Origin of the sequence: Agrobacterium salinitolerans (assembly GCF_002008225.1) — a bacterium.
Classification (GTDB): domain Bacteria; phylum Pseudomonadota; class Alphaproteobacteria; order Rhizobiales; family Rhizobiaceae; genus Agrobacterium; species Agrobacterium salinitolerans.
Genome location: NZ_MRDH01000005.1, coordinates 74,275 through 98,366, shown reverse-complemented (window position 1 = coordinate 98,366; position 24,092 = coordinate 74,275). Strand labels below are relative to the sequence as shown.

The window sequence follows — 24,092 nt, the reverse complement described above, 5'->3', positions numbered from 1 at the left end:
GGAATTGGTGCCAACAGACCGTTATGCCTCCTAGACAAGATCTAGGCTGATCTCCCCGAATGGGATTCCGGACGTTGTCGCCTTCCACCGCTGGCCCGATTTTGCAGGCAATGCGACGGTCAAAGTGCCTGTCGTGACGATGTCGCCGGCGGCCAGGGGCTGGCCACCAAAACGCTCCAGTTCACGCACCAGATAGCGAAAAGCCTTGATCGGGCCTCCAAGCACCTGAGCTCCCCCTCCGGTCGCGGAGGAAGCTTCGTCGCTGGACAATGTGGCAGTAAAACTCTCAAGCTGCGCGGCCCATTTCCTGCGGTCGCCAGCAACCGGGTGTCGTTCGCCAAGAAGCAATGCGACATGGACACCCGTGGCCGCACCGTCGGCGACCTTGAATTGCCAGTCCGGGAAGATCGATGTACAGACCTCGAAATCGAGCGCTGCCCATTCGACACAATCCAGCAGTTCTTCTTCGTTCATCTGGCTGTTCGGCGCAGCCTTAAGGCCAAGAGCAACCTCCGCCTCCATACGGACATTCGGCCAATTGCGGACCTCAAGCGTGCTTGTCTCGCTCAGCTCAAACGTCGTCGTATCGTAGAGATAATTCCAGAGCGGCCCAGTGATGCCGTAGCCTGCCCAAGCGGCTGAGTTTGTGAAGCCGATCTTCCGACCGATGATCTTCTCACCATTTGCTTCTCGCCTCCGACGCATTTCCTCCACCACCCAATATGAGTCCGCCAGCTCGAAATCAGGGTACCGCTGTGAAAAGGGCACGACTTCTGTCAACACACCACGCGTTCGAAACACCTCGTCGGCGATTTCAGATCTGATAGGATTTGTCAGCGACATCTTTACCTCGATTTTGTTTGTTGTTCCCGGATCAGGAGTTTCTCAAGCTGTTACCAGGTCACAGCAATGTACTTGGTCTCGCAAAATTCCAGGATGCCATGATGAGCTCCTTCTCGCCCAAGTCCGCTTTGCTTTACGCCGCCGAACGGCGCGGCTGGATCTGATGCCAGGCCACGGTTGAGACCTATCATTCCAGCCTCGAGTCTCTCCGAAACGCGGAGGCCGCGGCCAAGATCACGCGTGAAGAGGTAGGCGATCAGGCCGTACTCGGTGTTGTTGGCCGCAGCGATAACCTCATCTTCGCTTTCGAAGGTGCTCAAGGCGGCGATCGGCCCAAAGATTTCCTCGTTGGCAATCGCTGCATCAGCTGGGACATCGCGAATAACCGTGGGTGGGAAGTAAAAGCCGTCTTGATCAAGGGCGGTACCTCCCGTGAGCACCTTCCCCCCGCGCTCGGTCGCGTCGGTCACAAGGCCACCAATTCGATCGAGTGCCTTCCTGTTGATGACCGGACCGCACTGGGTGGATTTGGAGTAGCCTGCTCCGACCGTCAGTGCCGCCATGCGTTCCGTAAGCTTTTGCGAGAAAGCTTCGACGATACCCGTTTGCACATAGAAGCGGTTGGCAGCCGTGCAGGCTTCGCCGCCATTGCGCATCTTAGCAACCATCGCGCCCTCGATGGCGGCATCCAGGTCAGCGTCATCGAAAACTATGAACGGTGCATTGCCACCAAGTTCCATTGAGCAGGAGATGATTGTGTCGGCCGCCTCGTGCAGGAGCTTTCGACCGACTTCAGTAGAACCGGTAAATGACAATTTGCGGACACGCGGATCATGCAACATTTTGCTGACCACGGCGCCTGACCGTTCAGTCGTGATCACATTGACAACACCATCCGGCACCCCTGCCTCAGCATACAGTGCGGCAAGCGCATAGGCGGTCAACGGCGTCTCTGTCGCCGGTTTTAGCACGCAGGTGCAGCCGGCGGCAAGGGCCGGTGCGATTTTGCGTGTCGCCATCGCTGCGGGAAAGTTCCAGGGTGTCACCAGGACTGCAACGCCAATTGGTTGATGTTGAACCACGATCTTGTTCGCCCCTGAGGGGGCGGTCGAGATTTCGCCGTTCAGGCGAACTGCTTCTTCCGAGAACCAGCGAAAGAACTCGGCGGCGTAGGTCACTTCACCGTGGGCGTCACTCAAGGCCTTGCCGTTTTCGAGGCTGATCAACTCTGCCAACATGTCCTTTCGCTCGACCATCAGCTCAAAGCATCGGCGCAGAATCTCTGATCTTTTCCGCGGCGGGGTCGCCGCCCAAGCGGGTCCCGCATCGTACGCCGCCTGAACAGCGTCTAAAGCATCTTCGATCGTTGCATCGGCAACGTCTGAGATGACAAGACCGGTAGACGGGTCAAGAACGTCAATCCGCCTAGCTGAGGCTCCAGGGCGCCACTTTCCAGCAATATAGAGGTCAGTAGGGACTTGTTTGAGGTCAAAGCTGATCTGGGACGTGATTGTCGGCTTCATTGTCAATTTACCTTCCATGCTTTTGCATCGTTCCTCAGTCCAATTCGATCACCCGTGAAGGCAGCGCCGACCAAACTGGTCATAACTGTTGGATCGAGAAGGCGCGGATTGTTCTTGATCAGTCTGGCACTGCCCATCGCCTGTTCGGCAACTTGCGGTAACTGAGCCTCCACGATTCCCAAGTCGGCAATCGACTGCGGAATGCCAATCGACGCGAAGAGTTCGGCAACCGCATCTATCGTCTCGCTGGCAGCGTCGAACGAGGATCGGCCCTGAAGATCAAGTCCCATGGCCTTGCCAATCTCGACCAGTTCCGGCTCGCAAAAATTGCGATTGAGCTCCATCACGTAGGGCATCATCACGGCAACGCCCGCGCCGTGGGCCGTGTGCGTCATGGCTCCGATCGGATACTGCACGGCGTGAGCCGCCGCAGTCCCGGCTGTCCCGAAAGCAAGACCTGCTGTCGTCGCCCCGAGCATCAACTGCTCGCGCGCTTTTTGATCGTCACCATGATCATAAGCACATTTAATGCTGGAAGAGATGTGGGATATGGCCATCAGGGCATAGGCATCGCTCAGAGCGTTTTTGCCCAGGAAAACATGATCATGCACGATAGTTTCGGTCGGTTTCCGACGAATGGTCGTGTAGGCCTCGATTGCATGTGTGAGCGCGTCGGCGCCGGAAACTGCGGTGAGGCTGGGCGGACAGGAGTACGTCAGTTCAGGATCGCAGATCGCCGTGTGGCAAATCAGTTCCGGACTTGCAATTCCGACTTTCACGGCTCGATCGGGATCTGTGATGACTGCCACTGGCGTTACCTCAGAACCGGTCCCGGAGGTGGTTGGCAGAAGAATTAGCGGCAATATGGGGCCAGGGACCTTGAACTCGCCATAATAGTCGCTGGGCTTGCCCTTGTGTGCGATAAGCAGGGCACAAACCTTGGCGGCGTCCAGGCAGCTGCCGCCGCCGATGCCGATAACGATGTCTGCACCAAATTTGCGGCCGGCTTCCACACCCTGAGCGATGCACTCAAGCGGGAGTTCCGCAATGGTGCCGTCGAAAACGTGCACTGCCACACCTGACGATGCCAGACCGTCCACCAACTTGCGAAAATCTGCCTCGTTGCTCAACCGAGCGTCCGTGACGACTAGCGCACGACGACCGAGCTTTGCGGCATAGCCCGGAAGGGCGGCGCGTTGGCCGGCCCCGAAAACGAGATTGCGCGGGGTGCGCAGGGCTCCAAATAGGGTCAATAAAACCTCCTGTTTCATTCAGCAGCACCAAGGCCGGCTAGAACTTGAATTTGTTGCCAGACTTCCTCAGCAAGCGGCACGCCCTCCTTCAGGCGCTGGTCGCGACAAGCTCGCCCCCGCTCTCCAGGGATCACGACGGCCGGAAAACCATCTGCTGGCTCCAACGCGCGGAGTGCCTCGAGATAGACCTGCAGGTCCCGCTGCGGACCGTCGATGACAATGAATAGGTCTCCCTTGTTGCACACCGTCGTATCGTCGAGCGTTCCCGTGACGTCTCGTCCGATCGCGGCTCCGGCCAGGCTTGTCACAAGCAGTTCAAAGCCGAGGCCCAAGGCGTATCCTTTTGCTTGACCGAAGGGAGCAATTGCCCCCTTCTTCGCGGCGGCTGCGTCTGTGGTGGGATTTCCGTTTTCGTCCAGCGCCCAATGAGAGGGGATTGGCTGGCGCCTGTTGGCGTGATCATGAATCTCGCCCATCGAAACAACACTCGTCGCCGTATCCATCATAAAGGGAGCGCCACCCGTCGGCACGCCTATTGCGATCGGATTGGTCCCGATCATGGCCTTGCGTGCGCCCCAGGGATGAACAAGCGCCTCGCTCGTTGACAGTGCAATGATCGATAAACCGTGCTCTGCAACACGCTCTGCGTACCAGCCGAGCATCCCTATGTGATTGGAATTGCGGATGGCAGCGACGGCAATGCCGGTGACTTTCGCACGCTCTATTAACGAAGTAATTGCCCGGTTCGCCACGACAGGCCCAAGACCGCGCTGACCGTCGACGGCGAGAAACGCCTCCCTGCGCCATCTGTGCTCACCCAGGGCGTGCGGGTCCGTAACGCCGTTCTCAATCCGGCGAATGATGCGACTGAGGCGCAACAGTCCGTGGGAGGGTACCCCCCTCAAATCGGCTTCCAGCAAGAGATCAAGCTGTTCTGATGCGTGCTCTTCCGGTACGCCGGCGCGGTGGAGAGCCAGCCGGGCAACTTCCCGAATAATATCGACGGAAACCGTAATCATAGATCAAATCCGATCGGATATCTGATTGCATTTTCCGCACTATGTTGATAAGAAATTGCTGCGTCAAGAAGGAATTTTTAAAATGACGAATCGGAATAATGAGTTGAAGAAGGGCGACACAGGATTGCTACGGCGACCCACCCGGCTCGGCGATGAGGTCTATGGGGCCATTTACTCACAGCTCATGTCACTGAAGATCCCGCCTGGTGGTCGCATTGCCGTCGACAATCTCGTGCGGGAACTCGGCGTCTCGCAAACACCCATCCGTGAAGCGCTTTCACGGCTTGAAGCTCAGGGGCTGGTGGTAAAGACGCACCTCATCGGGTACAGCGCAGCGCCGCAGATGGATCTGTCGGGGTTGGAGCAGCTTTACGACCTTCGCATGCTCGTGGAGCCATTTGCGGCAGCCCAGGCGGCGAAGCTTATGTCTGACGAGGCCATCACATCGCTCGAAGCCATCGATTCGGATATGCGTCAGATCCGCAACGAGGATGCGCGTTCTGCCTACAGCCGCTTCGCGCAAAACGACGGCGCCTTTCATGATGCAATTGCTCTCGGCAGCGGAAACGGACTTATTCATGAGGCGCTGGCACGTCTTCACACCCACGTGCATCTTTTCCGCCTTTATTTTCACACGCGCGCGACTTCCGATGCGAACAAGGAGCATGCGCGGATTCTAGCCGCAATCAAAGACAGGGATTCAGAAGGGGCCGAGTCGGCGATGAGGGATCATATCGAGCGCTCCCGCAAGCGCTTCATGAAGTTCTTTACTGATGCCCAGGGCTGAGTTCAGCCTCTGCTGGAGGCCATAGAATGCCAACAATATAGAGTCCCAACTTTCATGCCATTCCTCAGGCCGGGCGTGAGATCTGTGCCGGGTGACGCGCCCAACACCCTGTCCCCCGCGCCCCGCCGCCGGACAACCCTAGGAGGCGGTCCACCTTCGGCCATTGCCTCGTTGACTAGGCCGAGGGCGGGGCGCTACTCCGACCTTTGAGAAACAGTAGTATTTGCCGCGAGCCAGCGGCGCCGCAACCGCCAGGGCAACGAGGATGACCCGCGGGTTCCAGGGCGCAATGCCCACATTAACGCCTGAAGGAACCCATACTGCCATCGCCAGCGAAGCTGGCAGATCCGGAGGAATGACTTCGCCGTCGATCTGGAATGCCGTTGCATAAGCTTCTTTCAGCATGTCAGTTGCGAGACGCACGCTGAAATCGGCCCTAGGTCGCGCCGATCTCGGGCTTCATCGATGCGCGCGACGTCGCCGAAAGCGCAGCTGTGGCCCCTAAGCGTTGTGAACACCACGAGCGCTTGTGTCGTTCGAAGGTCGACAGTTGCGGTCACGATGGCGTCGCGGCAGCAGGGCACAATCAGCGCCTCATCCTGGCCAAACTGGCCCTATGGGATGCCTTCATCACGGCCCTGCTTCCCATTCCCATGGCGAACACGGATCCTTATCCAGATCTTCCTACCACCGGAAAATCAATGACGTAGCCCTTGTTTAAGGCCAACTAAGGATGATCTGACCGGCGTTGCCGAGTTCCACCCACAGGATGATGAGACCGGATACCGTTCTAGTAGGCTGCTCATGGCGGATTAGGCGGTCCTTCAAGAACTGCCGCCGTCGCTGCCGCGTCGCGCTAGGGCTTAATGACATTCATAAGCAAGTGAGCGACGACAAGATAAAAGGTGCGATGGTGGGCAACGGCTTCAGGCAGCAAGGCTTCGCGATCGGCCCGCATGTCACATACGCCTTTGAGGGCGGTGGCGGAATCGCCGTGAAATGGCAGTTCAGGCGGCACGAATTAGGCAATAAAAATGCAGCTCAGGGTGACAAGGTTTGGATGCAAGTCGCCATTCCAGTTGGCGGTAAGCCTGAATAAAAGCGTTCGCATCATCCCCGCGTTCGACTGCAGGGGGGGCGTCCGAACTCGCATGCCGAACATTCAATTTAGTTCGGAATATGGACTAAAAGGCGTGACTTCGAATGTTTGGGGGGAAAGCTCAGTTTGCGTCATCTCCCGACCTCCATTCGATACATGCAACAATCATCCTCGGATATACACCTAATCTGATGAGTTTCTGTTCTGCAAGAGACCGACCACTTAACAACGGACATTGACGGTGATTGACAGTCATGCGAAGAAAGTAGTTCATAATCCGAACCAAATTGCGGTCAGCATTGCCGAGAAGCAATTCAAATGACCGTCCATTTATACCTGTTCGGTCTGTGAAGAGGAGAGGCCAAGAACGTCCGGTAATGAAGTTGGCAAGGCGCGACATGTACAGCGCAGCATACTTCGCTGATCAGTGAATGCAGCCTCAGGCTGTCAAAGAAGGAGAGGGAGGAGAATGGAACAAGAGAAGATATCGACCAGTGATTTGAGCAGTGTGCTTGAGACGAAACTGGTTATTGCCGGCCAGCTTCGAGACGCGTCGAACGGTGCGACATTCGAACGTATCAATCCCATAAGTGGTGAAGCGGTCAGCACGGCGCCTGCAGCAACAACGGACGACGTCCTGTTGGCAGTCGAGGCCGCAGAGAAAGCATTCGCATCCTGGTCAAAGCTTGGTCCGCACAAGCGTCGAAACATGCTTATGAGGGCTGCCGACGCCATTCGTCAAAGGCGGGCGGATTTTACAGAAGCGATGAAGGCGGAGATCGGCGCCACAGATGTGTGGGCAAACTTCAATGTTCGGCTTGCGGCGGACATGTTGGAAGAGGCGGCAGCTATTACTACAAGTGTGGGCGGTGACGTCATTCCATCGGATGTGCCTGGCAGCTTGGCTATGGCGGTCCGCGTGCCGGCGGGCGTAACGGTTGGGATAGCCCCTTGGAACGCCCCTGTCATTCTTGCCGTACGAGCGTTGGCAACGCCGCTCGCCTGCGGAAATACAATCGTTCTCAAGGGGTCGGAGCAATGCCCACGGACGCATGCCCTCGTCATTGAAGCGCTCGGAGACGGCGGTGTGCCAGAAGGGGTAGTAAATTACGTAACGAATGCCCCAACTGACGCAGGAGCGGTATTTGAGGCCATGGTCGCTCATCCGGCCGTTCGGCGCGTGAGCTTTACCGGATCGACGCAAGTCGGCAGGCTGGTTGCACTCACCTGCGCTAAATATCTCAAGCCCGTGGTCCTCGAATTAGGGGGCAAAGCGCCCCTGGTCATCCTTGACGACGCTGACATCGAGGCAGCGGTTCAGGCTGCCGCCTTCGGTGCGTTCATGAATTCCGGCCAGATCTGCATGTCGACTGAGCGGATAATCGTCGATGAAAAAATCGCTGACGAATTTGTGGAACGTCTGGTCACGAAGACAGCAAGCTTGCCGGCCGGCGACCCTCGCCTTGGCCCCGTCGTCTTAGGATCTGTCGTTAACCAGGCGACCGTCGATCGTTGTAATGCCCTTATCGATGACGCAGTTTTGCAAGGAGCAAGGATCGCTATCGGCGGGAAATCTGAGTCGACGCTAATGAAGGCGACGCTTGTAGATCATGTCAAACCGACGATGAGGATATTCAGGGACGAGAGCTTTGGGCCGGTCAAGCCGATCTTGCGCGTTCGTGGTGTCGACGAGGCCGTCGCAGTCGCGAACGACACGGAATATGGTTTGTCCGCCGCAGTTTTCGGACGCGACATAGCGCGGGCTTGGCAGGTTGCAGGACGCATCGAGTCCGGGATATGCCACATCAACGGACCCACCGTGCACGATGAGGCTCAGATGCCGCTTGGCGGGGTGAAATCTTCTGGCATCGGCCGCTTCGGCGGGCGAGCCGGTATCGCTGAGTTCACCGACTTGCGCTGGATCACCGTGCAAACCGAAGAGCGGCACTATCCGTTCTGATGCCTCTGAAAACTGGTGGACCTGGGAGCGACAATCCCGGTCCATCAGACCGTAACCCGACTTGAAGCCCGTTTTCCTAAAATAGCGAACGATGTTCAATCGCGAAGCAGACGTAAAATATATTGTGTGTTTTGATGATGTTGCGCCACGAGTTATCGCATAGCTAACAAAACTAATGCAATCGGAGCAGTGCCAGCAAACCACCACTCACTTGAGGGCGACATATGTTGCAGGGTCAAGTTGGGAAATTCGAACAGCAACTTCTGTGGTCGCCGCCGCCGCGACAACGCGCTGAATTTCCTTGACGAGATTCAGGAGTATTTGACGCGTCCTGTTCGCATTGGGCAGGATCGAAAGCTCTATATTTATTGCCGGCTGGTCTGCCATGCCATAGACTTGGATCACCGCTAGTTGGCACGCGCTGATATCGACAGCTAGTGTCTCACACAACAGCATTCGCAGCGGGACCATCATGGCCTCAACCTTGGTATGGACTTGCTTTGGCAGCGATCGATCCATGTAGATCTTCATGTTCGGCATTGCTGCGGCCTCATAGCGGGTTGAGGACAAAATCGAATTGGGAGCGCCATTCTGCTACGCCACGTATAATACGCTCGAACGGCGCGATCAGCGTGGCTTTGACGCCAAAGACGGCGTCCGATGAAAGATAGTCGTCGTCGCCCACGAACGTATGGGTGACAATTTTTTGATAACCGTTAGCGGTAACGATGTAATGCATGTGTGCTGGCCGGTAAGGATGCCGGCCAAGCTGCTTCAGCATGCGACCTACGGGGCCATCGTCGGGAATGGGATAAGATACTGGCTTGATCCCAATAAAGCTATAGCGTCCATCGGCCCCGGTTTCAAAGGTGCCACGATTATTCCATCTAGGCTGAATATCGGGTTGCTGCACATCGTAGAACCCTTCGGCATTGTCAGACCAGACATCGATAATTGCTCCCTCGACAGCCCGCCCTTCCAAGTTGACCACGGTGCCCTCAAAAACACAGCTTTCACCCTTCCCATCGAGAGTAATGCGATCGCCCATGGCACGTCGCGGAGCGCCGGCGACGTAGAACGGTCCCAGTACCGTATTCTCCGTGGCGCCAACTTGCCGCCGATTGTTGATCGCGTCGACAAGCATGGAAACGCCAAGCGTGTCGGACAGGAGGATGAACTCCTGTCTTTCCTGAGAACAAATCTTACCAGTATCCGTTAGGAACCGAATTGCCATGTCCCATTCCGTCTGAGAAATCCTTGCCTCCTTGATGAAGGCATGGAGATGCTTTACCAGTGAGGCCATCACCTCGCTTGTGCGAGGATCGATGTAATCGGCCATGCGTTCGTTAACAGCCTCTACGGACGCTTCTTCGCTGAAGTATTTCATCTTGATGGTTTCTCCTTGGACGTGACGTGTTACTCAGCTTTGCCTCGGCCGAGCTCCTTCAAATGCCTTCTGCAACATCTCCCTTATCGCTAGAGTTTCGAGGGGCCGTGGGTTCCAATATGGGTTTCTCAGGGCGATTTCGGCCGCTTTGTCCAAGTCTCGGACGGTCAGTCCAAGGTCTTGAAGTTTACTAGGCGCGCCGATAGTGCGAGCGAAATCGAAAAGCCCCGTTGCCGCCGACTCTGATCCCATCAAGGCAGCGACGGGCTCTAACAGATGAGGGACAGCCGCTTCCGTATACGCCACCGTGTGAGGAAGAAGGATGGCATGCGTTTCTGCATGCGGCAGGTCGAAACTACCGCCCAACGTGTGGCACATCTTATGATGCAATGCCATTCCGACGTTGCCCAAAACTACGCCACAAAGCCAGGAGCCATAGAGCGCATCCGACCGGGCTGCTGGATTTTGGTGATCACCTGCGATGGCGGGAAGTGCGCGATGCAATGCCGCAATTCCCTCCATTGCCATCATAGAGGAAATTGGATTGCGATCCTGTGCGTACAGCCCTTCCACGGCGTGCGCGATGGCATTGAGGCCGCTGGTCATCGTCATGCTGACGGGTAGACTATAAGTCAACTCGGGGTCATAAATTACCGTCTCGGGCAAAACCGACAGATCGCGCACCGTCGTCTTGATTCCGGCTTCCGTCTGCCCGAGAATTGGAGTAACTTCGGAGCCGGCATACGTCGTTGCGACGACCAATTGGTCGGCATTATTTTTGTAGGCTATGGCCTTTCCCAAGCCTATCGTCGAACCTCCGCCGAGAGAGATGATACAGTCAGCATGCGTGTCTGCGAAAACTTGAAGGGCTTGGAGGGTTACCTCGACGGGTGTGTGCATGACGGCGCCACTGAATACCCCCACACACAAGGTTCCCAACCCGTTCGCGAGCGTTCTCGCGTCCGCTTCCTGGTTGGGTGTGGATAAGATTAGGGCCTTATGCCGGCCGAGGTTGTTGAGTTCGTCAGCTACTCTAGTGATGGTCCCGGCACCAAACACGATACGAGGGATTGTGCCTTTGTAGATAAATGACTCGCGCATATCGACATTATCTCCGGAGGTCTGTGTAAATCACGCGCATCCCTTCGGGCGAGCCGCGTTCAAGGTGTTGGCCATCAGCATTGCGATCGTCATGGGCCCCACACCACCTGGAACCGGTGTCACGGCGCCCGCGACAGCCGCGACTTCTTCGAAGTCGACATCGCCAACGAGCTTTGTTTTCCCCTCGCCTTTCTCCGGTGCTGCCACGCGGTTGATCCCAACATCGATGACCGTCGCGCCCGGCTTTACCCAGTCAGCCCTGACCATTTGCGGGCGTCCTACGGCTGCAACGAGAATGTCCACCTGACGCGCCAAAGACGGCAGGTTCCGACTTTTTGAATGAGCTATCATTACGGTCGCGTTGGCGTTCAATAAAAGTTGCGCCATCGGCCTTCCGAAAAGGTTGGAGCGGCCGATTACCAGCGCGTTGAGTCCGGAAAGATCGGATCCGTGAATTTGCTGGATCAACAGCATGGTGCCAGCCGGGGTGCAGGGCACAAGTCCCGTGGTGAGGTCTCCCGTTGCGACTTTTCCTGCATTGACAACGTGTAACCCGTCGACATCCTTCTCTGGTAGGACAGCTTGAATGACTTTCTCACCGTTAAGATGCTTTGGTAGCGGCAATTGGACAAGTATACCGTCAATCTCTGGATCGGAGTTCAGCCTTGCGATCAGAGACAGCAACTCGCTTTGTGTTATGTTTGCAGGCAGCGTATGCTGAACCGAGTGGAAGCCACATTTCTTCGCCATCCTGCTTTTCGCAGCGACATATGCATGGCTTGCCGGATCGTCTCCGACGATGACGACCGCTAGACCGGGCTTCCTTTGGTGGGAAGCTTCCAACTTCAAAACCGCGTTCGTCACGTTCGCAATGATATCGGCGCCTGCCGTCTTTCCATCGATGATTAGCGCCATGGCTTTTATCCCATCCGCTCAGATGCGTAGGAGCCCGGGCTTGGCGGGAAGACGACGGTACGGTTGCCGTTGATGAAGGTCCGGTGATGGATATGGGCGTGGATGGCGCGGGCGAGAACTTGGCTCTCCACGTCGCGGCCGATCGACACATAGTCGTCGGCGCTCTGAGCGTGAGTGATGCGCGCTGTATCCTGCTCGATAATTGGGCCTTCGTCCAGATCGGCAGTCACGTAATGGGCCGTCGCGCCGATCAGCTTCACGCCACGCTCATAGGCCTGCTTGTAAGGGTTCGCGCCCTTGAAGCTCGGCAGGAAGGAGTGGTGGATATTGATGATCTTGCCCGACATTTTGCGGCACATAGAATCGGAAAGCACCTGCATGTAGCGGGCGAGCACGATGAGTTCGGTGCCTGTCTGATCGACGAGATCGAGAAGCTGGGCTTCCGCTTGCGGCTTGTTTTCCTTCGTAACCTTGATGTGGTGGAAGGGGATATCGTGGTTGACGACCACCTTCTGGTAATCGAAATGGTTGGAGACGACGCCGACGATGTCGATCGGCAATGCGCCGATCTTCCAGCGATAAAGTAGATCGTTGAGGCAATGGCCGAAACGGGAGACCATCAGCAGCACCTTCATGCGCTTTTTGGCATCGTGCATTTCAGCCTGCATCGAAAACCTTTCGGCAACCGGCTGGAGACCTTCCAGCAGTGCCTCCCGACTAACGTCTTCTTCCGAAATGAAAGAAATGCGCATGAAAAAGCGACCTGTATCGAAATCATCGAACTGTGAGCTATCGACAATGTTGCAGCCCTTCTCTGCCAAGTAGCCCGAAAGGGCAGCCACAATGCCGCGTGTCGTATCGCAGGAAACCGTCAAGACGTAGTTCTTCATTACAACCTCGTGTTTGTTGTAGCCTCTTAGAAGGGTCTCGCGCGTTCGCAGAGGGCGTTCCGGCTTCCTGAACAGCTCAAATTGGCCATACGTCAACAATCCCTGTTTCGGGTTACCTAGCGGAGAGTCCAATGTATCGGTCGAGTTCCGTGCGATTGAGGGCCAGTGTCGCAGCTCGTTCCTCCAACACGATCTTGCCCTGGTCGAGCGCAATGACGCGTTCTGCGAAGTTGAGCGCCAAGCCGATATGTTGCTCCACCAGCACGATCGTCTGGCCGTGCTCAGCCAGTTTTTGAAAAACCTCCATTAGCATTTCACATATAACCGGTGCCAGGCCCTCAAGCGGCTCATCTAGCAAGATGATTTCGGGTTTCCCAAGCAGGGTGCGGGCTATCGACAGCATCTGCTGTTCGCCTCCGGACAATTGACGTCCGCCGTTCGATCGACGCTCCTTTAACCGGGGAAACAGATCGAAAGCCTCTTCGACGGTTGACCCATTCCGAAGTCCAGCAACCAGGTTCTCCTCAACTGTCAACGATCCGAATATGTCCCGAGTTTGTGGCACGATGCCAATCCCCAGTCTTGCCCGCTGATGCGAGGTAAGTGTGTCGATAGCTGAGCCATTAAGTCTGATGCTTCCCGCGTGTTGCCGCGTCTGACCCATGATGGTGGAAAGCAGGGTGGTTTTACCAACGCCGTTTCGTCCGACAATAGCAAGCCGCTCGCCTCTCGGAATGCTGAGCGAAACATTGCGGACGATATGTGTGTCACCGTATCCAGCGACCACTCCATCCATCTCGAAAAGGTTATCAGACATGACCCGCTCCCAAATAGAGTTGCCGAACCCGATCGTCCGTGACCACCTCGCCTGGCTTGCCTTCCATCAGGATTGCTCCATTCACCAGGACGATGATGCGGTCTGCAACCTCGAAAACGAGTTGCATGTCATGTTCGATGATGAGAACAGAAAGGTCCGGCGGAAGCCGCTTGATGGCCTCCACGATCAGATGGCTCTCGGTGGAGGGGACGCCTGCTGCCGGCTCATCGAGTATGAGCACCTTTGGTTTCACTGCAAGCGTCAGTGCCAGTTCCACCAGCCTCTGCTGCCCATATGCCAGATCGCGTACCTCCTTGTCGGCCAATGACTGGATGTCGAGATCCTGCAGCAAACGGTCAATTTCAGCCTCGATAGTCAGCCACCCGTCCGCCCGGCGAAAGATATGATGTGTGCACCCTTCCCGCTCTAGCATCGGCAGCCGCAGGTTCTCACGTACGCTCAAATCGCGGAAAAGGTTGGTTATCTGGAATGTTTTTGCGATACCTGCCTTCACCCGAGCAGCTTCATTCAGTGAGGCAATGTCTTCACCGTTCAGCATGATCCTGCCCGACGTAGGTTTCAGAACGCCGGTGAGGAGATTTGCAAATGTCGTCTTGCCCGCACCGTTCGGCCCGATCAAGGCGGCGCGCGAGCCCTGCGGCAAAGTGAGCGTCAGATCCCGCGCAACCTGAAGGCCTCCGAAGTTTTTGCAAAGCCCGGCAATAACCAGTCCAGCGCTCATCTTGCCCTCCTCAAAATTCGCGTGACGCGATCTGGCAACGAAACGAGCCCTTTCGGCAGCCCGAACACGACGAAAAGAAGCATAGAGCCTATGACGAAGAGCCAATTGAAGGGATCTATACTTGACGCGACGTGATGGATCACCATGAACAGGCATGTTCCGATCAGCGCGCCATAAAGCCGCCCGGCTCCCCCTAAGATCAGCATCACCATCACATCGGCGGACAACGAAAAATTGAACACTTCGATGCCGACCAGACCTGTCACTTGGGCCGCAAGCGCGCCGGCAATTCCGGCAATTGCGCCGGCGATCACATAGACCGTCACCTTTCGTCGATAGACCGGCGTACCGATTGCTCGCATCCGGCTTGCGCTGCCTTCAATCCCTCGTAGAGCGAGCCCAAAAGGAGAGCCGATCAAAACCTGGCAAAGCAACAAAACGCCGGCAAGAACGGACACGCTGTAAATGAAAGCCACCTGTCCAACGAAATCGAATTCGAACAAGCCCAGCAATGGTCCAGCTGTAATGCCCGCTAAACCGTCTGCGCCGCCCGTCAGCCATCGACCTTGGGATGCGACCTCCTGAAGAACCATGGTCACGGCAATCGAAATCATCAGCAGGGTCATTCCATGCGTGCGCAGCAAGACAAGCCCGGAAATCCAAGCCATCATGCCACCGGCCACGGCGCCGACAAGGAGTCCAAGCAGCGGATCGGGCGAGAGGTGGAGAGCGAACAGTCCAGCCGCGTAAGCGCCGCAGCCATACATCGCGGCGTGACCGAGCGTTGCTATACCGGCCTGCCCAAGGACCAGGTCAAATGACACGACGAAGATCATCATGATGACGATACGGGTCAGAAAGGAAAGGTCGTATGGAAATAACAAAAAGGCGAGTGTCGCAGCGACCAGAAAACAGATGGAAGGGGTGAGGAGGCCCACAGCGGCTAGCATCCGCCTCGGCATTTTCGGGAGAGCGTGGTTCGTCATTGCGCCTTCCCCATCAAGCCGTTTGGCCTAAGCGCGAGTAGCAATGCGATCGCGACGAAAAAGAAGATGGTTCCAATGCCCGGCAGAAGGTAGCGGCCAGCCGTATCGAGGATCCCGAGGCCAATCGAAGCAAGGAAAGATCCGGAAATGCTACCAAGTCCACCGACAGATACGACGATTAGGAAAAGTACCATGTAGCGCAGTGGATAATAGGCTTCGATCGGGAGCAATTCCGCACCCAGTATGCCTCCGACCGCAGCGAGACCGGCGCCGATGGCAAATGCCACAAGGTAGACGAGTGGCGTGTTGATGCCGAGCGAGGCGGCTGCATTTCTGTTGTCCACAGCTGCACGCAAATAGATGCCGAACTTCGTTTTTTCCATCAGCAGCCAGAGACCCCCCAGCACACACAAGCCGGAAGCGATGACGACGAGCCGGTGGAATGGCAGTGTTCTGAATCCGAGATCAACCGATGTCGTGAAAATCGCCGGGACACCAAGAGGCAGGATCGTCGATCCCAGAAATAGATTAACCGTCGCGATCATGATGAAGACGATACCAATGGTCGCCAACACCTGACGCAACTCATTGAAGCCATAGATTTGGCGATAAAGCAGCTTCTCGAGAAGCACGGAGAGTAAAACAACTGCGAGAACGGCGACCAAAAGAGCCGGAACGAACGCAACGTCCAAACGGGTGGCGAGCAAATGGACGGCTGCGCCACCAAGCAGGGCAAAACCGCCGTGCGCAAGGTTGATAATGCGCATGAGCCCCATCGTGATTGAAAGTCCGACGGAAATCATGAACAGTATCATTCCGTAGGCGACGCCATCGACGGCGATACTTAGAATGAGAGACATTCTCGAACCTGAAATTTAGGAGGTCAGACATTGCGTGGCGGAAATTTTCCACCACGCTCATCGAGATCAGGGATTGAAGCCAAGGTCGGGCACGTTCGGAATTGTCGCGAACTCCGTATTGACCAGTTTGCCGTTTGCGCCTCTTTCCACGCGTCGGAGATAGACGTTCTGCACCACCGTTCGCGAGGCCGGATCGATCTTCACCGGCCCACGTGGGCTCTCCCACTCCATGCCCTTCGCCGCCTCGATGGCTTTTGCTCCATCAGAACCGGCGATCTTGATCATCCGGTAAATCAGCTCTGCGCCGTCATATGCGCCGACCGATGCCATGTTGGCACGGGAACCCGGATGTAATTCCTGTAGCTTATTGACAAAGCTCTTATTGAGCGGGGAATCGTGGACATCCGAGTAATGGTATGCTGTCACCAAGCCTATAGCCTGATCTCCCAGCGCATCCAGTGTGGTCTCGTCCGTCTCTCCACCGCCGAGGAACGAAATCCCTGCGGCTTTGAGACCATTTTCATTATAGGCTTTAGTAAATGCGAATGTTGCCGGCCCTACCGGCAGGAAAGCAAACACCGTATCGGCACCGGAGTTTTTGATACGCTGCATGAACGGTGCGAAGTCATTAGTCTGCATGGGCATACGGATCTTTTCGAGAACCGCTCCGCCGTTTTTCTCAAAAGATGCCGAGAAGGCAGTTTCCGCGTCAATTCCAGGATTATAGTCGGAAACGGCGGTTACCGCTTTTTTGGAACCATTCGTCGCCGCCCATTGCGCTGCCGGTTGTGCCAACTGCGTCAAGGTGAAGCTCGTGCGAAGAAAGAACTCCGACTGCTTGTTGATCGATGACGTCGCAGCATTGAAAATCACCGCTGGCACCTTGGCCTGTTTAGTCAGCGGAGCGACCGCGACCGCATTTGGCGTAAAGTCGAAGCCGGCAAGATACTTCACCCCGTCACGAACAAGGAGTTCCTGGGCTGCTGCCTTGCTTGCGTCTGCATTGGGTCCGCCAACGTCCTTGTAGATGAACTGGATTTTGTGACCGGCAACCTCGTCCCCGTGCTGCGCGACGTAGACATCAATCGCCTCACGAAACTGCTTGCCCCAGATAGCGTTGGGGCCAGAGAATGTAGCGATAACGCCGACCTTGATAGTGTCGGCGTACGCAAATGTGCCCGCCATGAAAAATGTCGTGGATGCGACGAGACACAGCCTGAGTCTTGTTGTCTTCATGTTACTCCTCCCAGCCGGAAAACGTCCGGCACGCTTGGCGCTGAAGCGCCGCTTCCTCCAATTATATTGGTACGGATGCCGTACTAATATGTCAAGATTTTCAACATCTCCGTAGCTTATACGGCCATTTATCGATCTTCTCTCTAATAATATCGTCCGTATTCCTGACGATATAAGGCCAAGTTAATCAGTCGCGGCTACGATAGTCTTCCAACCAGTTGATAGTTTTGCGTATCCCCCCAAATGGATAGAAGTGCAGGCGGACGTCGCCGTATGCGCTATGACCCAAGGCAGCAGCGTACTCGCCCACCAGCACGTCAGGCCCCGCGCTCGACAGCAACTGGGTAATCGATAATCCATATTTCTTGAGGACTGCCGTGGAAGCGGAAACACCGCAAACGGCTGCAAACTTCAAAAGAGTTTTTACACTTGCCGGGCCTGGTATCCCGATATGGATCGGAGCCGTAATACCCGAACGGCGAAGTTCGGCAGTCCATGAAAGCACCTTTTCCGAGGTGAAGGCAAACTGGGTGAAGATGGACCACTCTATGCCCGCTTCTTTCAGAATCTGCCGTTTTTCTAGCAGGGCCGCGTTCAACATTGCGCCGCTCTGGATGGGATGCCCTTCCGGGTGTCCGGCTATTGAAACATGCCTGATCCCGTAATGTTCAAGGATACCGCTTCGCAAAATCGTCGCGGTATCCTTGAACGGGCCCTTGGGAGGGTCGGCATCGCCGGCAAGAATGAGCAGTCGGCTTACCTGCGCTTCGTTGACGAGGTCGGACAGCATCGACGAGAGTTCGGCCTCTGAGCTCAGGCGGCGGGCCGCAATGTGAGGCATAGGCTCATATCCGGCCCGTCGGGTCATCCTTGCTGCCGTGATGCGATCAGCATCGCTTTCGGTCGAGAGAAAAGGAACCGAAACAATCGTGCCCTTCGGGATGGCATCCGACAATCCAGCCAATAGGGAGGTATCCTTCGTCGTCACTTCAACGGAGAAGCCACGGAGCACGTCGCCCTGGTTAGCTGGATCTACTGCATTTGGTATGCCCATAAGGATATCCTCCCGCCTGCGCGCGCCGGCGACTTCTGCTTGCTTCGGAAATGCAAATATTCCGGAGGCGCAGGTCACGATTGACCTGCCACCTGAACGGTAGCGGCGTCCCCGCGCCGGCAAACAACGAGCGATGATCAGCTGATCGCAGCCCGCTTCATCTTCTGGACAGAACTTGCGTAGGGCACAGGCGCGACGACCGCTCTGACCTTGAACTGCTGGTGCCGTTCGACATGCGGTTTGCGCGATCCTCCGCCGGGCTCACCCCATGTGACCGTTACCTCAGTTCCAGGGGTCGCGGCCTCAGGGTTGAGCATAGCAAGCGACAGCATCTCGCCTTCGTTGTTGCTGTAGCCACAATGACATGAGTGGCCGACAAGCGTACCATTCAGGGCTCGAACTTCATCAAACTGCGGCCAGCCATAGTAGGCGACAGGCAGATCGATAGCCTTGTATCGAGGCCCGTCGCCGAGCGCTGAAGCGAAGATCGCTGCAACGTCTTCATGGTTCCAGACCAGCGTCACCTTCTGACGCCGCTTCTCCGCTGGCAGCGCTTCCAATGCCTGACGTCCAATGAACTCATGGTCGAACTTCAGAATATGGCCGTAACCCAGATCCCATGGTGTTACATAGTAATCCTCGATATTGTCCGAGACAAAGCTTCCACCGAGCTGAGCGTTGGCTTCCCAGCCATTGCCAGATAGCCACTCGCGAAAGTCGCGCAGCTCTTCGCCTGTGTAGATTCCCGGGAGGGGATATGGCATCCAGCCGAATTCGAAGATCGTGCTGAAATAGGTCTTCGTGCCACCCTGCTTGAGACCGTGCTTCTTCCCGACCCGGAGAAAAGCGGCGCGCACCTTTTCCATGTCTTCATACGGACCCGAAAGCTCGGCGCCAAGATGGCCTGCCATCCCGTGACGCAGCACGAGGACCTCGCATCCGTCGATCTTTACCTTCGCGGTTCTGAAGAATGCAATTTCCGGGGCACCCCCCTCGACCGCTTCGTGAAAGATATGGCCAGCATTTGGACCCTCTAACTGGAAACGATAGAACCAGCGTCTGCCAGTCGGATTATAAGGTGTGGGATCATCCCGTTCGATGGTAACGTCGTAACCGCCGGACTCCGCGTTATACTGCACCCAGTTCAGGACTGGCATGCCACTGATGAGTTCGAATTGATCCTCGCCAAGTCTGTAGACGACGCAATCGCCAATGACATGGCCACGAGGCGTGCACGCGACAAACTGTTTCGCTCGGTCGATCGTGAAGTTTGACAGGCTGTTGATGCCGAGCTTCTCGAGCAATCGAAAGGCGTCAGGACCACGAAGCATCAGTTCAGGCATATGGTGCGACTGGTCGAATAGAATGGCGGATTCACGCCACGCGCGTTGCTCATCTCGCCAATTGCTGAACTCAGGCGGGATGAATGCTGCCGTCAGACCAGTCCTGGCGCGGTAATGAGGAGCAAGAGTATCATTATGAAAATATTCAACGAGATTGGGTTTCTCATCGACAAGCGTCTGTAGTGACCGTCCGCCGTTTGCCTTCACCATTTTCGAGCATCCTCCCTGTGATCCGCTTCGCCAAGCAACTTGTCGCGCCTTGATGAGGTGACTTTGGAACAGGCTGGCTCGAAGCAATATGAAAATGATGCGTTCACGCACCGGCAAATTGCACAACTATCGATGCCACGACCTGACCGCCGCACCACTCCTCCTTCGACACCTCAAGTTAGTACGGTAACCTGACCATATCGAGCTTGATTGGCTTCTGTCAATCAATTTAAGAAACGGACTGGAAAAATAGTTGCGTCGGGCTTACTCGTTTAAATGATACTACGCGGGGTGACACAGGATGATTTTTCGAAATGTATGGCGAAGGAATAACATTGGCCGCCGGATGAATGAAGCGGTGCGGATTTTTGAGAACAAAATTATCGAAAATCTGAAGGTCAAAGGACACGACGAACTGACTGCAGCCCATATCAACTTGACCCGAAACCTCGATGAAGACGGAACGAGGCTGACGGAACTCGCTCGTCGGGCGTCTCTAACGAAGCAGTCGATGAGCGAGTTGGTCGAGCAAGTGGAGCGGACGGGGTTGATCGAAAAGCGGCGCGATCCCAATGACGGCCGAGCCAAACTGGTATGTTTTACAGAGAAGGGCCTCGTCTGGCTCGAGGCATTCCACCACAGTCTCGATGTTGCAGAAAAAGAAATGCGTGACCAGCTGGGGTCAGCACTGGTGGATTTTATAGTGGAGGCTCTAGGGAAGTATGTAGAGGCGCAAACGCAAAAAGAGGCCGCTCAAAACGATTGACATTGGTCTGGTTTCCTTACTATTTCTACTCCCATTAGATTTGGGAGGTCTTACTGTGGCTCATGAAGTTTTCGACGTCGTGATCGCTGGTGGCGGTCCGTTCGGACTGGTATTGGCTCTTGAACTTGGACGACGAGGGGTTTCTGCGATCCTCTTTGACGAAAAGGCCTCGACGGCTTTCAACCCTCAGGCCAACGCCACTCAGGCGAGAACCATGGAGCATTTCCGGCGGCTCGGTATTGCCGATGAGATCCGGTCGCTCGGCATGCCCGAGGATTTTCCAACAGATATCGCCTACTTCACACGGTATGCTGGCCACGAGCTAGCTCGATTTCGCCTCCCTTCGGCCAAAGAAGCGCGCGAGAAGATCTCGACGATGACCGGCCCATGGAGCGCTGCCGAATTACCCCACCGCGTCTCCCAGAAATACGTCGAGCGTGTTCTGCGTGAACACGCAGAATCTTTGCCAGTTGTTTCGGTCAACTATGGCTGGCGACTTACGCGGTTTGAAGACGTGGGCGAGAAAGTTACCGTGGCCGCAACGCAAGTCGGCACTGATAATTCCCGCCTCATAACCGCAAAGTATCTCATCGGGGGCGATGGAGCGAAGAGCTTCGTGAGGCGCACTCTTGGTATCCGATATCGAGGCGACGGGGGTGCCGTCAGGGATTTCTTTGGGGGGAAAATGTTTGCGCTCTATCTTCGGTGCCCGCAGTTCTACGATGTGGTCCCGTTCGCCCCCGCATGGATGAACGTAGCATTCAATTCCGAACGTCGAGCCTTCATGGCCGCGGTCGATGGCAGGGGGGAGTTCGCTTTCCACACACAGTTGAAAGAAGGCGAAAGCGAAGAGGATATTTCCGACGAAGAGGCATTGGACATTTTCCGGTCGGTGGTCGGTTATCCCGTTGAGGCCGAAATCTTGTCGCGCGGCACTTGGACAGCAGGTTTCGCGCTTGTCGCAGAAAAGTTTCAGGTGGGCCGAATTCTGCTCGGCGGCGACGCAGTTCATCTTTTCACGCCTGCTGGCGGGCTTGGTTACAATACCGCTGTAGATGACGCAGTCAATCTGGGCTGGAAACTTGCGGCCGTAGTGAAAGGCATCGCACCACCATCTCTTCTCAACACCTATGAGTTGGAGCGGCGTCCGGCAGCGGTTAGGAATACAGGCTTTGCCAAAGCATTCGCTGAGTCGATTGGAAACTATCTGCCGAATCCGGATATTGAGGCTGATTCAGATGTCGGGGCTAATTTGCGCCGCGAAGCTGGTGCGTACCTCGAGGCTCACGGGAAATCCGAGTTCAACATACCTGGCGTCACGTTCGGTGTCCGTTACGACCATTCGCCGATAATTTTTTCTGAGCAGCCTAACACCGGACCCGATCTTCCAGATGTCTATATACCCAATGCCGCGCCTGGCGGAAGGGCTCCTCACGTTTGGTTGGATATGCACACATCGCTCTACGACCATTTCGGTTTTGAATGGACGCTTTTGAGACTGTGTCACTCATCGTCAAGCGGCGCAGAACTGATATCGGCGGCTCGGGCGCTAGGAATGGAGATTGCTGTTTTGGACCTGGATCAAGATCAGTTGATCGAGCTTTATCGGGCCCCACTTGTGCTCATTCGTCCGGATCAGATTGTGGCTTGGCGTGGGGATGATGATTGTGACGCGGTGGCGGTTATCGAAACAGTCTTGGCTCGACGGGGACGCGAGGATAATCGCGTCGGATTAAGCTAAGAGTCAATTCCCGCCAAATAGTGATCGCGCCTGCGGCACTGCATGCTAGCTTCATCCTTATGGAGGAGAAATTAACTGAGCAATTTGATTACGCCTCCAGTCGCATTAGGGACTTGGGCATGGGGTGATAGTGGAGAAAGTGGAAATGGCTACTTCGGTTCCAGCCTCACCCAGGCGGGTCTTGCAGAGGCGGCAGACAAGGCGCATTCGGTGGGGCTAACTCTGTGGGACACCGCCATTATATACGGCATGGGCCGTTCGGAGACTACGCTGGGGGGCGTTCTGAAGAAGTACAGCCGCCGCGACTACCAGATTTCCACCAAGTTCAATCCGCGGATCGCCGGAGCCGGCCTCAACCAGATGGCGGAAATGCTCGAGCAAAGTCTGAAAAACTTGGGCACAGACTACATCGACCTCTACTGGATTCACAATGCAGCCGATGTGCCGCGATGGACTCCTGACCTCATTCCATTGCTGAAAAGTGGCAAGGTCAAGCATGTCGGAGTTTCAAACCACAACCTAAGGGAAATTAAGATGGCCGACGAGATCCTCGCCGAAGCCGGATACCGGGTCGAGGGAATCCAGAACCATTATAGTCTTCTCTACCGTAGCTCTGAACAAGCTGGCATTTTAGACTACTGCCACGATCACGGCATTTCTTTCTTCGCCTATATGGTGCTTGAACAGGGGGCCCTCACCGGCAAGTACAGTCCGGAGAATCCTCTTCCCCACGGCAGCATCCGCGCGAAGATTTACAATGGCATGCTGGCGCAGTTGCGGGACCTGACTGAAAAGCTCGCTGCGATCGGCCAAAGCCACGGCGCAACGGCATCTGATGTCGCAATAGCGTGGGCCATCGCCAAGGGGACGACACCGATCGTCGGCATCACCAAGTCCCACCACATTGATGGTCTGGTGAGGGCAAAAGGCATCGTCCTAACCAGTGAGGAGATCGCAGAACTGGAAACGCTTGCCGACGCGGCAAATGTAAATACCCGCGGCGTCTGGGAGCGCGAGATGTGAGGCCAAGCCCTCGTACCGTGACGAGCAGCAGGCGACGGGTCATCTCCCTCAAGAAGTCTATGCCTTGCCGTGAGTTTGCCAATGCTGTGGCGTTCGACGGTGCGCTAGAGGCCGGCGTTTTCGTTGTGGGTTTTTGACTGGGTCGCAGTAGGCGCCCGGCACGTGAGCTTCAAGTAAGACAAAACTTCCACAATATCCTTCCTGAGAATTCTCGAAAAAATGTTCTATCATACTGCAATGCATATGTGACTTGGTAGTTGAGTTGTCCCCGTGCAACCGCTTTTTATTCCTCGGTGTTTTCAGCAAGCTGAAAAACGACCAATGTTAATTGCAACAGTCTGCAGAATTCTGTGAGCAGTCCCCTCGACCGCCGATGGGTCCCCGAATGGCGCACGCCACGCTTGCTACGATCTCAGGGTAGCAGACTGGCAAACGAAGTGCCCGAAGTCTATCGAGACTGATACTCAAAAGTCGATAAGGCGCTCGACGGTACGATTGCGCCGTTCGATGATCAGGGAGGCGGCTGAACCACAAAAG

Annotated in this window: 22 protein-coding genes and 2 pseudogenes; 7 read left to right on the top strand and 17 right to left on the bottom strand. The window is 55.8% G+C overall.

Going from position 1 to position 24,092, the window contains the following annotated elements; translation table 11 throughout:
* Nucleotides 1-30: 30 nt before the first annotated feature.
* The 4 genes from BS627_RS03235 to BS627_RS03220 are packed head-to-tail and all read right to left on the bottom strand — an operon-like array spanning nt 31 to nt 4,638.
* Nucleotides 31-843 carry a 2-keto-4-pentenoate hydratase gene (locus BS627_RS03235; RefSeq protein ID WP_077981856.1) on the bottom strand — a complete coding sequence of 271 codons (813 nt, stop codon included), beginning with the start codon at nt 841-843 and terminating at the stop codon, nt 31-33.
* A gap of 50 nt (nt 844-893) precedes the next feature.
* Nucleotides 894-2,366 (bottom strand): NAD-dependent succinate-semialdehyde dehydrogenase, encoded by a 1,473-nt coding sequence (locus BS627_RS03230; RefSeq protein ID WP_077981855.1) that lies wholly within the window; start codon nt 2,364-2,366, stop codon nt 894-896.
* 2 nt (nt 2,367-2,368) lie between these two features.
* Nucleotides 2,369-3,619 (bottom strand): iron-containing alcohol dehydrogenase, encoded by a 1,251-nt coding sequence (locus BS627_RS03225; protein ID WP_077981992.1) that lies wholly within the window; start codon nt 3,617-3,619, stop codon nt 2,369-2,371.
* Between the two features lie 14 nt (nt 3,620-3,633).
* The gene (locus BS627_RS03220) at nt 3,634-4,638 is read right to left on the bottom strand and encodes an Ldh family oxidoreductase (RefSeq protein WP_077981854.1); all 1,005 of its coding nucleotides are present in this window, start codon (nt 4,636-4,638) and stop codon (nt 3,634-3,636) included.
* A gap of 25 nt (nt 4,639-4,663) precedes the next feature.
* Between BS627_RS03220 and BS627_RS03215 the strand changes: the two genes are divergently transcribed.
* Nucleotides 4,664-5,425 (top strand): GntR family transcriptional regulator, encoded by a 762-nt coding sequence (locus BS627_RS03215; RefSeq protein ID WP_245306968.1) that lies wholly within the window; start codon nt 4,664-4,666, stop codon nt 5,423-5,425.
* Between the two features lie 138 nt (nt 5,426-5,563).
* Here BS627_RS03215 and BS627_RS25045 read toward each other — a convergent pair.
* Nucleotides 5,564-5,851, bottom strand: a pseudogene (locus BS627_RS25045) (aldehyde dehydrogenase family protein); the annotation flags it as partial.
* Between the two features lie 128 nt (nt 5,852-5,979).
* Here BS627_RS25045 and BS627_RS24785 point away from each other — a divergent pair.
* The 3 genes and pseudogenes from BS627_RS24785 to BS627_RS03205 all read left to right on the top strand — a co-directional run.
* Nucleotides 5,980-6,135, top strand: a pseudogene (locus tag BS627_RS24785) (IS5/IS1182 family transposase); the annotation flags it as partial.
* Nucleotides 6,136-6,194: 59 nt separating this feature from the next.
* Nucleotides 6,195-6,524, top strand: a complete 330-nt coding sequence (locus BS627_RS24450; RefSeq protein WP_077981852.1) for a transporter — start codon at nt 6,195-6,197, stop codon at nt 6,522-6,524.
* Between the two features lie 469 nt (nt 6,525-6,993).
* Nucleotides 6,994-8,484: an aldehyde dehydrogenase gene (locus tag BS627_RS03205; protein ID WP_077981851.1), complete on the top strand. Its 1,491-nt coding sequence runs from the start codon at nt 6,994-6,996 to the stop codon at nt 8,482-8,484.
* 207 nt (nt 8,485-8,691) lie between these two features.
* On the opposite strand, the gene BS627_RS03200 is transcribed toward BS627_RS03205, so the two are convergent.
* The 12 genes from BS627_RS03200 to BS627_RS03145 form a co-directional block, all read right to left on the bottom strand.
* Nucleotides 8,692-9,024 (bottom strand): hypothetical protein, encoded by a 333-nt coding sequence (locus BS627_RS03200; RefSeq protein WP_245306967.1) that lies wholly within the window; start codon nt 9,022-9,024, stop codon nt 8,692-8,694.
* Nucleotides 9,025-9,034: 10 nt separating this feature from the next.
* A complete protein-coding gene (locus BS627_RS03195) occupies nt 9,035-9,871 on the bottom strand; it encodes a dioxygenase family protein (RefSeq protein WP_077981850.1) in 837 nt (278 codons plus the stop codon).
* 33 nt (nt 9,872-9,904) lie between these two features.
* Nucleotides 9,905-10,972 (bottom strand): maleylacetate reductase, encoded by a 1,068-nt coding sequence (locus tag BS627_RS03190; RefSeq protein ID WP_077981849.1) that lies wholly within the window; start codon nt 10,970-10,972, stop codon nt 9,905-9,907.
* Between the two features lie 30 nt (nt 10,973-11,002).
* A complete protein-coding gene (gene folD / locus BS627_RS03185; RefSeq protein ID WP_077981848.1) occupies nt 11,003-11,887 on the bottom strand; it encodes a bifunctional methylenetetrahydrofolate dehydrogenase/methenyltetrahydrofolate cyclohydrolase FolD in 885 nt (294 codons plus the stop codon).
* A gap of 5 nt (nt 11,888-11,892) precedes the next feature.
* Entirely contained in the window at nt 11,893-12,777 is an 885-nt protein-coding gene (gene purU / locus BS627_RS03180) for a formyltetrahydrofolate deformylase (RefSeq protein ID WP_077981847.1), read from the bottom strand.
* A gap of 112 nt (nt 12,778-12,889) precedes the next feature.
* Nucleotides 12,890-13,594 carry an ABC transporter ATP-binding protein gene (locus BS627_RS03175; RefSeq protein WP_077981846.1) on the bottom strand — a complete coding sequence of 235 codons (705 nt, stop codon included), beginning with the start codon at nt 13,592-13,594 and terminating at the stop codon, nt 12,890-12,892.
* Nucleotides 13,587-14,336 carry an ABC transporter ATP-binding protein gene (locus BS627_RS03170; protein WP_077981845.1) on the bottom strand — a complete coding sequence of 250 codons (750 nt, stop codon included), beginning with the start codon at nt 14,334-14,336 and terminating at the stop codon, nt 13,587-13,589. The genes BS627_RS03175 and BS627_RS03170 overlap by 8 nt, the downstream gene beginning before the upstream one ends.
* Nucleotides 14,333-15,322 carry a branched-chain amino acid ABC transporter permease gene (locus BS627_RS03165; RefSeq protein ID WP_077981844.1) on the bottom strand — a complete coding sequence of 330 codons (990 nt, stop codon included), beginning with the start codon at nt 15,320-15,322 and terminating at the stop codon, nt 14,333-14,335. The genes BS627_RS03170 and BS627_RS03165 overlap by 4 nt, the downstream gene beginning before the upstream one ends.
* A complete protein-coding gene (locus tag BS627_RS03160; protein WP_077981843.1) occupies nt 15,319-16,182 on the bottom strand; it encodes a branched-chain amino acid ABC transporter permease in 864 nt (287 codons plus the stop codon). The genes BS627_RS03165 and BS627_RS03160 overlap by 4 nt, the downstream gene beginning before the upstream one ends.
* A 66-nt stretch (nt 16,183-16,248) precedes the next feature.
* Complete coding sequence (locus BS627_RS03155; protein ID WP_077981842.1) at nt 16,249-17,418, bottom strand: ABC transporter substrate-binding protein; 1,170 nt, start codon at nt 17,416-17,418, stop codon at nt 16,249-16,251.
* 187 nt (nt 17,419-17,605) lie between these two features.
* Nucleotides 17,606-18,472, bottom strand: a complete 867-nt coding sequence (locus tag BS627_RS03150; RefSeq protein WP_077981841.1) for a methylenetetrahydrofolate reductase — start codon at nt 18,470-18,472, stop codon at nt 17,606-17,608.
* 137 nt (nt 18,473-18,609) lie between these two features.
* Nucleotides 18,610-20,025 carry an aminomethyltransferase family protein gene (locus tag BS627_RS03145; protein WP_022557401.1) on the bottom strand — a complete coding sequence of 472 codons (1,416 nt, stop codon included), beginning with the start codon at nt 20,023-20,025 and terminating at the stop codon, nt 18,610-18,612.
* Nucleotides 20,026-20,371: 346 nt separating this feature from the next.
* On the opposite strand from BS627_RS03145, the gene BS627_RS03140 reads away from it, so the two are divergent.
* The 3 genes from BS627_RS03140 (at nt 20,372) to BS627_RS03130 (ending at nt 23,555) form a co-directional block, all read left to right on the top strand.
* Nucleotides 20,372-20,791: a MarR family winged helix-turn-helix transcriptional regulator gene (locus BS627_RS03140; RefSeq protein ID WP_077981840.1), complete on the top strand. Its 420-nt coding sequence runs from the start codon at nt 20,372-20,374 to the stop codon at nt 20,789-20,791.
* A gap of 55 nt (nt 20,792-20,846) precedes the next feature.
* A complete protein-coding gene (locus BS627_RS03135) occupies nt 20,847-22,532 on the top strand; it encodes an FAD-dependent oxidoreductase (protein WP_077981839.1) in 1,686 nt (561 codons plus the stop codon).
* Nucleotides 22,533-22,616: 84 nt separating this feature from the next.
* On the top strand, nt 22,617-23,555 hold the full coding sequence (locus tag BS627_RS03130) for an aldo/keto reductase (RefSeq protein ID WP_245306966.1): 939 nt from the start codon (nt 22,617-22,619) through the stop codon (nt 23,553-23,555).
* Nucleotides 23,556-24,092: the final 537 nt, after the last annotated feature.

Coding starts and splice junctions, on each gene's coding strand:
- folD (WP_077981848.1), bottom strand. CDS start 11,887: ATGGCGCTAATCATCGATGGAAAGACGGCAGGCGCCGATATCATTGCG.
- BS627_RS03160 (WP_077981843.1), bottom strand. CDS start 16,182: ATGTCTCTCATTCTAAGTATCGCCGTCGATGGCGTCGCCTACGGAATG.
- BS627_RS03175 (WP_077981846.1), bottom strand. CDS start 13,594: ATGTCTGATAACCTTTTCGAGATGGATGGAGTGGTCGCTGGATACGGT.
- BS627_RS03220 (WP_077981854.1), bottom strand. CDS start 4,638: ATGATTACGGTTTCCGTCGATATTATTCGGGAAGTTGCCCGGCTGGCT.
- BS627_RS03190 (WP_077981849.1), bottom strand. CDS start 10,972: ATGCGCGAGTCATTTATCTACAAAGGCACAATCCCTCGTATCGTGTTT.
- BS627_RS24450 (WP_077981852.1), top strand. CDS start 6,195: ATGATGAGACCGGATACCGTTCTAGTAGGCTGCTCATGGCGGATTAGG.
- BS627_RS03150 (WP_077981841.1), bottom strand. CDS start 18,472: ATGGGCATACCAAATGCAGTAGATCCAGCTAACCAGGGCGACGTGCTC.
- BS627_RS03165 (WP_077981844.1), bottom strand. CDS start 15,322: ATGACGAACCACGCTCTCCCGAAAATGCCGAGGCGGATGCTAGCCGCT.
- BS627_RS03195 (WP_077981850.1), bottom strand. CDS start 9,871: ATGAAATACTTCAGCGAAGAAGCGTCCGTAGAGGCTGTTAACGAACGC.
- BS627_RS03235 (WP_077981856.1), bottom strand. CDS start 843: ATGTCGCTGACAAATCCTATCAGATCTGAAATCGCCGACGAGGTGTTT.
- purU (WP_077981847.1), bottom strand. CDS start 12,777: ATGAAGAACTACGTCTTGACGGTTTCCTGCGATACGACACGCGGCATT.
- BS627_RS03205 (WP_077981851.1), top strand. CDS start 6,994: ATGGAACAAGAGAAGATATCGACCAGTGATTTGAGCAGTGTGCTTGAG.
- BS627_RS03155 (WP_077981842.1), bottom strand. CDS start 17,418: ATGAAGACAACAAGACTCAGGCTGTGTCTCGTCGCATCCACGACATTT.
- BS627_RS03170 (WP_077981845.1), bottom strand. CDS start 14,336: ATGAGCGCTGGACTGGTTATTGCCGGGCTTTGCAAAAACTTCGGAGGC.
- BS627_RS03230 (WP_077981855.1), bottom strand. CDS start 2,366: ATGAAGCCGACAATCACGTCCCAGATCAGCTTTGACCTCAAACAAGTC.
- BS627_RS03200 (WP_245306967.1), bottom strand. CDS start 9,024: ATGCCGAACATGAAGATCTACATGGATCGATCGCTGCCAAAGCAAGTC.
- BS627_RS03140 (WP_077981840.1), top strand. CDS start 20,372: ATGAATGAAGCGGTGCGGATTTTTGAGAACAAAATTATCGAAAATCTG.
- BS627_RS03145 (WP_022557401.1), bottom strand. CDS start 20,025: ATGGTGAAGGCAAACGGCGGACGGTCACTACAGACGCTTGTCGATGAG.